Origin of the sequence: Streptomyces sp. NPDC018045 (genome assembly GCF_044327445.1) — a bacterium.
Taxonomy (GTDB): domain Bacteria; phylum Actinomycetota; class Actinomycetes; order Streptomycetales; family Streptomycetaceae; genus Streptomyces.
Window position 1 is genome coordinate 17,327 of sequence record NZ_JBIRFL010000021.1, and the last position, 9,409, is coordinate 26,735.

A 9,409-nucleotide genomic window follows, 5' to 3' on the forward strand; every position below is an offset into this window, starting at 1 on the left:
ACGCGCGCCCCGGCGCGCCTGCCCGGACGGTCCCGGCCGTCCGGGCAGGCCGGCGGAGGCTCCGTGGCCCCCGGGCCCCGTGCCCCCGAGGCCCCGGAGCGCCCGCCGCTCAGGGCAGCCGGAACTGCGCCCACACGACCTTTCCGTGCGGTGCGCCGGCCAGCGGATGCCAGCCCCATCCGTCGCTGAAGGAGTCGACCAGGTACAGGCCGCGTCCCGACTCCGCGCCGGCGTCGGCCTCCGCGGCCTCCGGGGGCGCGTCGTCGGCGTCGCGCACCGCGCACACCAGCCGGGACGACCACCGCATCAGGTGCAGCCGGGCGGGCGGGGCGCCCGGGTCGAAGAGCGGCTCGTACGGGCCGGTGGCACCGGCCGGCGTGGCGTGCCGCAGGGCGTTGGTGACCAGTTCGGAGACGACCAGGGCGACGCTGTCGAAGATCTCCTCCAGCTCCCACCGGCACAGGGTCTCGCGGGTGAAGTGCCGTGCGCCGCGCACCGATTCGTACCGGGGGGCCAGCGAGTAGGAGACGGATCCGGAGACGGCCGGGGGGTCGACAGGAGGAAAGCCCTGCCATAACGGCTGAAGCATGGTCAAAACCTTGGTCCCCATGCGAGGCACTCCTGGCGTTCGCGGTCGTCATGACCCTGGCCGGCAGCCGGATCTGGCGGTCTGGCGGATCTTTCACGAGCGTGCATGTGTGCGCTGCCCATGGTTCCCAATGCGTACGCCAGATGCAAGGGCAGATGCACGTGCACGCGCCCCGTTTGTAGGTCGGCGTGCCGCTTCGCGCGTATTTCTTCCTACGTGTTCTTGTGGAGCGGCTGCCCGGACCTCCCGCATCCGTAACCGGATGAGCACGCAACGAAGCCCGGACGTGGCAGACTGCGGGCCACTGTTGGACGGGGTGGGCCATGGGAGGGTCACAAAGGTGTCCGCAAGCGAATCGAGCGGGTCCGTGGTGCGGCGCATCCTGCTGGGGGCACAGCTCCGCAGGCTGCGCGAATCGCGTGGAATCACCCGCGAAGCGGCCGGCTACTCCATCCGCGCGTCCGAGTCGAAGATCAGCCGGATGGAACTGGGCCGGGTCAGCTTCAAGGCACGGGACGTGGAGGACCTGCTCACGCTGTACGGCGTGACCGATCCGCAGGAGCGCGGGGCCCTGTTGGTGCTGGCCCGGGAGGCCAACGTCGCGGGCTGGTGGCACAGTTACGGCGACGTGCTGCCCGGCTGGTTTCAGACATATGTGGGCCTGGAGGGGGCCGCTTCCCTCATCCGGGCCTACGAGGTGCAGTTCGTGCACGGGCTTCTGCAAACGCAGGAGTACGCGCACGCGGTCGTCCGGCGCGGTATGCCGGGGGCGAGCGACGCGGAGATCGACCGCCGGGTCGCGCTGCGCCTGGAGCGGCAGAAGTTGTTGCTGGCGGAGCGTCCGCCGGAGTTCCACTGCGTGCTCGACGAGGCGGCGCTGCGCCGCCCGTACGGTGACCGGGAAGTGATGCGCGGCCAGTTGCGGCATCTGATCGAACTCTCCGAGCGCCCGAACGTGCGGCTACAGGTGATGCCGTTCAGCTTCGGCGGGCACGCGGGGGAGAGCGGTGCCTTCACCACGCTCGGCTTCCCGGAGCCCGGTCTGCCCGACGTCGTGTACCTGGAGCAGCTCACCAGCGCGCTCTACCTCGACAAGCGTGACGAGGTCGCCCAGTACGCACGGGTCATGGGCCGCCTCCAGGAGGACAGTCCGAATCCGGCCGAGACCAGAGACCTGATACGTGGTCTACTCCAACTGACTTAACCCGTAGGTAGCATGAGTTCCCATCAGGAGTCAGCACCCCCCGGCTAGGGCGCTGCGACCGGCGCCCAGTCCTCCAGATTGGGATTTCGCATGTCCTACTTCGACGAGTTGGCGTATCAGTACATCGACGGCGCATGGCGGGCCGGAAGCGGCTCGTGGGACATCGTCGATTTCAATCCCTACGACGGGGAGAAGCTGGCGTCGATAACCGTGGCCACGGTCGACGAGATCGACCAGGCCTACCGTGCCGCCGAGCGCGCCCAGGGGGAGTGGGGAGCCACCAACCCGTACACCCGCCGGCTGGTCTTCGAACGCGCGCTGCGGATCATCGACGACCGGGAGCGGGAACTCGGCGCCGCCATCACCGCGGAGGTCGGCGGCACGGCCGCCAAGGTGGCTTTCGAACTGCACCTGGTCCGGGAATTCCTGCGGGAGGCGATCCAACTGTCGCTGCGGGCCGAGGGCCGCATTCTGCCGTCCCCGGTGGACGGCAAGGAAAACCGGCTCTACCGGCTCCCGGTCGGTGTCGTGGGCGTCATCAGCCCGTTCAATTTCCCCTTCCTGCTGTCGGTCAAGTCGGTGGCGCCCGCGCTCGCGCTCGGCAACGCCGTGGTGCTCAAGCCGCACCAGAACACCCCGATCTGCGGCGGCGGCCTGGTCGCGAAGGTCTTCGAGGAGGCCGGGCTGCCCCCGGGGCTGCTGAACGTCGTGGTGACCGACATCGCGGAGATCGGTGACGCGCTCATCGAACACCCGGTGCCGAAGGTCATCTCCTTCACCGGCTCCGAGAAGGTCGGCCGGCACGTCGCGACCGTCGCCGCCTCCCACTTCAAGCGCACGATCCTGGAACTGGGCGGCAACAGCGCGCTGGTCGTCCTGGACGACGCCGACCTCGACTACGCGGTGGACGCCGCCGTCTTCAGCCGCTTCGTGCACCAGGGACAGGTCTGCATGGCAGCCAACCGGGTGCTCCTCGACCGGGCGGTGGAGCGGGAGTTCACCGAGAAGTTCGTCGCCAAGGTCAAGTCCCTGAAGGTCGGCGACCCGAGCGATCCGGCCACCCACATCGGCCCGCTGATCAACGAAGGGCAGGCGGAGGCCGTCGCCGCGGTGGTGGACCGGGCCGTCGCCGAGGGCGGCACCGCGCTCGTGCACGGCACGGTGCGGGGCACCCTGGTCGCGCCGACCGTCCTGTCCGGGCTGCCGGAGGGCTCCGTCGCGCTCAGTCAGGAGATCTTCGGCCCGGTCGTGTCGCTGGTGCCGTTCGACGGCGACGAGGAGGCCGTACGGATCACCAACGCCTCGCCGTACGGGCTCAGCGGCGCGGTGCACACCGCCGACATCGAGCGGGGCGTGCGTTTCGCCAAGCGCGTCGAGACCGGCATGATCCACATCAATGACGGGACGGTGCACGACGAGCCGATCGTGCCGTTCGGCGGCGAGAAGGCCTCCGGGCTGGGGCGGCTGAACGGCGACGCGATGGTGGAGTCGTTCACCACCACCAAGTGGATCTCCATCCAGCACGGGCGGTCGCGGTTCCCGTTCTGAATTCCGGGCGGGTTGAGGACAGTGCCTGTCCTCAACTCTTCGTAACGTTCGTCGTGTCGGGCCGCGGCAGCAGCGCCGCGGCCCTCTCGAAAGGCGGACCCCATGCCCACCCACGTCCCGGCCGAAGCCCACGGTGACGAGCGCGGAGCGCTCCTGGCCTTCCTGGAGGCGCAGCGCGGAGGTCTGCGCCGGTCCGTACTCGGCCTCACCGACGAACAGGCCGCGCAGCGGCCGTCCGCCAGTGAACTGTCGCTGTCCGGCCTGATCAAGCATGTCGCGGAGGTCGAGCAGGGCTGGGTGGAGACCGCTCAGCAGAAGCCGCACTCCATCGAGCGCGACATGGACACCTGGCACCTCAGCTTCCGGCTGGAGGGCCCGGAGACCGTCGCGTCGATCCTCGCCTTCTGGGATGAGACGGCCCGTAGGACCGAAGAGTTCATCCGGTCGCTGCCGGACCTGAACGCCACCTTCCCGCTCCCCGAGGCGCCCTGGTACCCCCCGAAGGCGGAGCAGTCGATGCGCTGGCTGCTGCTGCACCTGATCGAGGAAGTCGCCCGGCACGCCGGGCACGCGGACATCATCCGCGAGTCCCTGGACGGCAAGACCGCCTTCACCCTGGTCGACGAGGAGCGGGCGGCGCGGGGCTGAGGCGGTCTCGGACCGGTGCCTGGCCCGGCACCCCTCAGCTCCCCTCGGCGCGCAGGTCGGCCGCCCGGCGCAGCGCGTCGCGCGCCGCCTGCCGGTCCGCGTCGCCGAGTGTGACCGCCTCCGCGCGGTCGAGCCAGGCGGCGGCCGCCGGTGCGCCGTCCAACTGGGCAGCCATTTCGGCACGCAGCACGAGGAGCCGTACGAGCTGAAGCGGGGACGGCCCGGCGTCGGCCGTACGGCTCTGAGCCGTACCGCTTCCCGCCGTCCGGCCTTCCGGCGTACCGCTTCCCGCCGTCCGGCCCTCCGGCGTACCGCTTCCCGCCGTACCGCCCCCCGCCGTCCGGCCCTCCAAGGCCCGGTCGATGATGCGGGCCGCCGCGGCGTGGTCACCCTTGGACTCGCCGATCAGCGTCGCCTGGTGCAGGGCCCGCGCGTAGCGCTCCTTCGGGACGGCCGAGTGCTCGAAGCCGTCCGCGATGGGCTGACCGATCCGTATGCAGTTGCCGCCGGGGTCGGTCATCAGGAACTGCCGCACGCCGTACGACATGTCCTTCAGCGCCCCGATCCGCGGCAGGCCGCGGGTCGGCACCTTGCCGAGCGCGGCTTTCAGGCCCGCGCGGAAGGACGCGTGGAGTCCGTCCACGTCGTCGGTCAGGACGTAGCAGGTGCTGTACGACGTGGCGGGGTCGTGCGACTTCAGCCCGAAGAATTGCAGCTCGATGCCGCGCAGACGGACGCCGCAGCACGGGTTCGGGCTCTTCTGGTACGAGGTCACCTCGAATCCGAGGGCCCGGTAGAAGTCGAGGAGTTCGTCGATGGAGGGGCACGGGAGGATCGGAATCACGGTCTCGGCCATGCCGGCGAGCGTAGGACGCCCGCAGGGGGTAATCAAACTTGAATAGGTAGGCGGTCTAGGCTGGCCGCAGCGCGAGTGTGAAGGATGCGAGGAAACGATGTCGGCGATCCGGCTGTTGGTTCTGGGGGCCGTGCGCCAGCACGGGCGGGCGCACGGGTACCAGGTGCGCAACGACCTGGAGTACTGGGGCGCCCACGAGTGGTCCAACGCCAAACCGGGGTCGATCTACCACGCGCTCAAGCAGATGGCCAAGCAGGGGCTGATGCTCGCGCACGACATCGCGCCCAGCCCGGCCGGCGGTCCGCCGCGTACGGAGTACGAGCTGACCGATGCGGGTACCGAGGAGTTCTTCAAGCTGCTGCGCGAGTCGCTGTCCCGGCACGACCGCAAGGTCGACGAGCTGAGCGCGGCGGTCGGCTTCATCGTCGACCTGCCGCGCGCGGAGGCCGTGGCCCTGCTGAAGGAGCGGGTGCGGGGTCTGGAGGAGTGGCGGCACTCGGTCACCGAGTACTACACGCCGGAGGACGGCCCGGAGCAGCTCGGCCACATCGGCGAACTCATGAACATGTGGGTGAACGCGGCGGACAGCGGTGCCGAGTGGACGCGGGGTCTGATCGAGCGGATCGAGGGCGGGGCGTACGTCTTCGCGGGTGAGGGTGAGCCGTTCGTGGGGGTGCTCGCGGAGGGCCAGGAGAACCCGTTCGCCACGGGCGAGCCCGGTCCGGAGTGCGGCCCCGAGGTCCCGTAGAGCGCATAGTCAAGTTTGACCACCTACCCGACCGGGGCTACCTTCCATCCACGTAGTCAAACTTGGCTACCTCCCTGGAGGAGGCACCTTGAGCCCCACGCCAGCCCCCGTTCCCGGCCCCGCTTCCGCCCCCACTCCTGACCACGGCCGCACCCCCTCGCCCACCCCCGCCATCGCGGTCGAAGGGCTGCGCAAGACGTACGGGCGCAAGGCCGCCCTGGACGGCCTCGACCTGACCGTGCCCCGCGGCACCGTGCACGGCGTCCTCGGCCCGAACGGCGCCGGCAAGACCACCCTCGTCCGCATCCTGTCCACCCTGCTGCGCCCCGACGCCGGTACCGCGCGGGTCGCCGGCTTCGACGTCCTGCGTCGGCCCGACGAGGTGCGCGTACGGATCGGACTGCTCGGCCAGCACGCCGCCGTCGACGAGGAGCTCAGCGGCCGGCAGAACCTGGAGATGTTCGGCCGGCTCTACCACCTGGGAGGGCGCGCCGCGGCGGCCCGCGCCGCCGAGCTGCTGGAACGGTTCGCGCTGGCCGACACCGGCAAGAAGGCGGTCGGCCGGTACAGCGGCGGGATGCGGCGCCGCCTCGACCTGGCCGCCAGCCTGATCATGTCGCCGCGCATCCTCTTCCTCGACGAGCCGACCACCGGCCTGGACCCGCGCGGCCGCACCGAGGTGTGGCAGGCGGTGCGCTCCCTGGTGGACGGCGGCACGACCGTCCTGCTGACCACGCAGTACCTGGAGGAGGCCGACCGGCTCGCCGACCGGATCTCCGTCGTCGACGACGGGCGGATCATCGCGGACGGCACGGCCGACGAACTCAAGGCCGAGGTGGGCGGCGACCGGATCGACGTGGTCCTGCACGACCAGGACGACCTCGGGCGTGCGGCGGCCGTCCTCGGCGCCGTCGCCGGAGCCGTCGTCACCGACGCGGACGCCCGGCGGGTCAGCGCGCCGGTCACCGACCGGATGGCGGCCCTCACCGAGACCGTACGGGACTTGGCGGCAGCCGGTATCGACGCGCAGGACATCGCGCTGCGCCGCCCCACCCTCGACGAGGTGTTCCTGCACCTGACCCACCGGCCCGCCAAGGAGGAGACGACCGTATGAGCACCGCCACGGCACCTGCGCCCGCGCCGAGCCCCGGGGCCCCGGCCCGTACGGCCGGATGGGTGCTCGCCGACTCGTGGACCATGACCCGCCGCGGCCTGGCCCACTGGGCGCGGCAGCCCGTCCAGGTCGTCGTCGGGCTGGTCTTCCCCGTGATGATGCTGGTGATGTTCGGCTACTTCCTCGGCGGCGGGATGGCGCTGCCGGGCGGCGGCGACTACAAGGAGTACCTGGTCCCCGGGATGCTCGCGCTGACCATGGCGTTCGGCCTGGAATCGACGATGGTCGCGGTCACCCAGGACCTCAACAAGGGCGTCATCGACCGCTTCCGGTCCATGCCGATGGCCCCGTCGGCCGTCCTGATCGGCCGCAGCGTCCTGGACATGCTGGAGTCGGCGGTGAGCCTGCTGGTGATGACCGGCGCCGGGCTGGCGATGGGCTGGCGCTGGCACGGCGGCTTCGGCGCCGCGCTGCACGCGGTGGGGCTGCTGCTCCTGCTGCGCTTCGCGATGCTGTGGATCGGCATCCACCTGGCCCTGGTGGCCGGCAAGCCCGAACTCGTCCAGGCCGTACAGATCCTGGTGTGGCCCGTCGGATTCCTCTCCGGCGCCTTCGTCTCACCCGCCTCGATGCCCGGCTGGCTGGGCGCCGTCGCCGAGTGGAACCCGATGTCCGCGACGGCGGGCGCGGTACGCGAACTCTTCGCCAACCCGCGGTGGGTGGGGGACGGCTGGGCGTCCCAGCACACGGAACTGCTGGCAGTCGTCTGGCCGCTGGCCCTGCTGGCGGTGTTCTTCCCGCTGGCGGTGCGGAGGTTCGGGCGACTGGGGCGCTGAGGGCCCACTGACGCCTACCCGCCGACGAGGCTCCGCACCAACTCCTTCACCTGGTCGTACGTCCAGCCGTTCGGCGGTCGGCACATCCAGTTCTCCGGGGTGGCCCGCTCTCCCCGCCCCTGCTCGGCTTCTGCGGCCATCGCTGCTCCCATGGACCGGATCGTGTACGCGTTCGTGGCCACGCGTCCCGCGAACGGACCGTAGTGCCACTCGCGCGGGTGATGCCCGGCGACGCGCCCCGCCACCCGCGGTGGTGGAACGACGCGCCCTTGCCTGCCCGGCCACCAAGGGCCGCTCTCCTGGGGCGGTTTCGGCAACGACCGCTCCGGGCCGGCCGGGAACGGGACGCTGGGATCGCGCGAGTAGCCGTCGCGGCAGGGGACGCGCAGGACGGAGGGGCGCCCGGGCGACGTGGCGGACCAGTTCCTCCGGCGTGACGACACACACCTCTCCGCCCCCGCGTCCAGTGGGTGAAGCGTCAACGACTGGGGTTCGCAGGTGTATTGACCGTGTATTGCGCCAACTCGCGTGGGAACTTAGGCTTGCCTAACTTGACGCGCGGGACGGGGGAACGGTCCGTCGGCCCCGCCGTGCCGTCATCCGGCCGCGGTCCGGTGCGGGGGCGGTTTCCGAGGCGACTCGAAGGAGCGGACGTGGAAGCGAACGAGGAACGGGCGACCCCGGAACGCGAGGCCCGTGGCACGGTCACCCGGCTGCTGTTCGGACAGTTGGCCACCTACGCCGTGGGGACCGCCGTCCGGATGGGCGTGCTGGACCGCATCGGCGACGGCACCCGTACGGCGGCCGACGTGGCGGCCGCGTGCGGCACCCACCCGCAGGCCATGCTGCGCCTGTTGCGCGCCCTGGCCTCCCTGGACCTGCTCATCGAGCACGAGGCGGGGGTCTTTGAGGCCACCGCCGCCGGGGCGCTGCTGCGCGGTGACACCCCGGACTCCATGGCCGCGCTGGCCCGGATCTTCAGCGAGCCGATCATGACCCGCGCCCGGGAGCGCATGGAGGACAGTGTCCGCAGCGGCGCGCCCGCCTTCGACCTGATCTTCGGTACGGACTTCTTCAGCCACCTCAAGGGGGAACCGGAGCTGTCGGAGGTGTTCAACACCGCGATGGGCCAGGGCACCCGGATCGCCGCCCAGGACGTACCGCCCCACTATGACTTCGGCCGCTTCACCACCATCGTCGACGTGGGCGGCGGCGACGGCACCCTGCTCGCCGCGATCCTGCGGGCCCATCCCGCGCCGCGCGGCATGATCTACGACACCGCGGAAGGCCACGCGCAGGCCGCCGCGAAACTGGCCGCCGAGGGGGTCGCCGACCGCGTCACGCTGGAGACCGGCGACTTCTTCGCCGCCGCGCCGCCCGGCGGTGACCTGTACCTGCTCAAGAGCGTCATCCACGACTGGAACGACGAGCAGTGCGTCCGGATCCTGGGCCACATCCGGCAGGTGCTCCCCGCGGACGGCCGACTGCTGATCATCGAGCCGGTGCTCACCGACACGGTACAGCCCGGCGCGTCGGCCCTGCCCTACATGAGCGACCTGAACATGCTGGTCAACGTCGGCGGCCGGGAGCGCACCCGCGCCGACTTCGAGGACCTGTGCGCCAGGACCGGCTTCAAGATCACCGGCCTCACCCCGCTCCCGGCTCCGGACCCGTACGTCCTCATCGAGGCCGCCGCGGTCTGATCCGGCCCGGACCGCCCGGACCGCCCGGACCGCCCGGACCGCCCCGGCTCGCTCGGCCCCCGGCTCGCTCGGCCCGTACGGACTTGCCCCGGCCGCCCCCAGGTACCGCCCGACAATCTGCCGGGCCGGGGGCGCCGGGGCGTCCGGTCGAGGATGAAGGAGC

Annotated in this window: 10 protein-coding genes; 7 read left to right on the top strand and 3 right to left on the bottom strand. The window is 71.2% G+C overall.

Annotation, left to right across the window (positions count from 1 at the left end; translation table 11 throughout):
• Positions 1-109: 109 nt before the first annotated feature.
• Positions 110-610, bottom strand: coding sequence for an ATP-binding protein (locus ACH4EB_RS30395; protein ID WP_398351200.1), 501 nt, complete (start codon positions 608-610; stop codon positions 110-112).
• Between the two features lie 319 nt (positions 611-929).
• On the opposite strand from ACH4EB_RS30395, the gene ACH4EB_RS30400 reads away from it, so the two are divergent.
• From ACH4EB_RS30400 to ACH4EB_RS30410, 3 genes are all read left to right on the top strand, one after another.
• Positions 930-1,793 carry a helix-turn-helix domain-containing protein gene (locus tag ACH4EB_RS30400; protein WP_398351202.1) on the top strand — a complete coding sequence of 288 codons (864 nt, stop codon included), beginning with the start codon at positions 930-932 and terminating at the stop codon, positions 1,791-1,793.
• 90 nt (positions 1,794-1,883) lie between these two features.
• Positions 1,884-3,341, top strand: a complete 1,458-nt coding sequence (locus ACH4EB_RS30405) for an aldehyde dehydrogenase family protein (RefSeq protein WP_398351203.1) — start codon at positions 1,884-1,886, stop codon at positions 3,339-3,341.
• 102 nt (positions 3,342-3,443) lie between these two features.
• Complete coding sequence (locus tag ACH4EB_RS30410) at positions 3,444-3,989, top strand: DinB family protein (protein ID WP_398351204.1); 546 nt, start codon at positions 3,444-3,446, stop codon at positions 3,987-3,989.
• Between the two features lie 34 nt (positions 3,990-4,023).
• On the opposite strand, the gene ACH4EB_RS30415 is transcribed toward ACH4EB_RS30410, so the two are convergent.
• Positions 4,024-4,845, bottom strand: coding sequence for a bleomycin resistance protein (locus ACH4EB_RS30415; protein WP_398351205.1), 822 nt, complete (start codon positions 4,843-4,845; stop codon positions 4,024-4,026).
• Between the two features lie 97 nt (positions 4,846-4,942).
• Here ACH4EB_RS30415 and ACH4EB_RS30420 point away from each other — a divergent pair, with 97 nt between their 5' ends.
• The 3 genes from ACH4EB_RS30420 to ACH4EB_RS30430 all read left to right on the top strand — a co-directional run bounded on the left by ACH4EB_RS30420 (position 4,943) and on the right by ACH4EB_RS30430 (position 7,543).
• Entirely contained in the window at positions 4,943-5,593 is a 651-nt protein-coding gene (locus tag ACH4EB_RS30420) for a PadR family transcriptional regulator (protein WP_398351207.1), read from the top strand.
• 172 nt (positions 5,594-5,765) lie between these two features.
• Positions 5,766-6,707, top strand: coding sequence for an ATP-binding cassette domain-containing protein (locus ACH4EB_RS30425; RefSeq protein WP_398351316.1), 942 nt, complete (start codon positions 5,766-5,768; stop codon positions 6,705-6,707).
• A complete protein-coding gene (locus ACH4EB_RS30430) occupies positions 6,704-7,543 on the top strand; it encodes an ABC transporter permease (protein ID WP_398351208.1) in 840 nt (279 codons plus the stop codon). The genes ACH4EB_RS30425 and ACH4EB_RS30430 overlap by 4 nt, the downstream gene beginning before the upstream one ends.
• 14 nt (positions 7,544-7,557) lie before the next feature.
• Here ACH4EB_RS30430 and ACH4EB_RS30435 read toward each other — a convergent pair whose 3' ends face one another.
• Entirely contained in the window at positions 7,558-7,695 is a 138-nt protein-coding gene (locus ACH4EB_RS30435) for a hypothetical protein (protein WP_398351209.1), read from the bottom strand.
• A gap of 501 nt (positions 7,696-8,196) precedes the next feature.
• On the opposite strand from ACH4EB_RS30435, the gene ACH4EB_RS30440 reads away from it, so the two are divergent.
• Positions 8,197-9,246, top strand: coding sequence for a methyltransferase (locus ACH4EB_RS30440; RefSeq protein ID WP_398351210.1), 1,050 nt, complete (start codon positions 8,197-8,199; stop codon positions 9,244-9,246).
• The last annotated feature ends 163 nt before the right edge of the window (positions 9,247-9,409 follow it).

Bases quoted from the DNA above. Each gene is read 5' to 3' on its own strand.
- ACH4EB_RS30420 (WP_398351207.1), top strand. From the start codon at position 4,943: ATGTCGGCGATCCGGCTGTTGGTTCTGGGGGCCGTGCGCCAGCACGGG.
- ACH4EB_RS30435 (WP_398351209.1), bottom strand. From the start codon at position 7,695: ATGGGAGCAGCGATGGCCGCAGAAGCCGAGCAGGGGCGGGGAGAGCGG.
- ACH4EB_RS30405 (WP_398351203.1), top strand. From the start codon at position 1,884: ATGTCCTACTTCGACGAGTTGGCGTATCAGTACATCGACGGCGCATGG.
- ACH4EB_RS30430 (WP_398351208.1), top strand. From the start codon at position 6,704: ATGAGCACCGCCACGGCACCTGCGCCCGCGCCGAGCCCCGGGGCCCCG.
- ACH4EB_RS30395 (WP_398351200.1), bottom strand. From the start codon at position 610: ATGGGGACCAAGGTTTTGACCATGCTTCAGCCGTTATGGCAGGGCTTT.
- ACH4EB_RS30415 (WP_398351205.1), bottom strand. From the start codon at position 4,845: ATGGCCGAGACCGTGATTCCGATCCTCCCGTGCCCCTCCATCGACGAA.
- ACH4EB_RS30410 (WP_398351204.1), top strand. From the start codon at position 3,444: ATGCCCACCCACGTCCCGGCCGAAGCCCACGGTGACGAGCGCGGAGCG.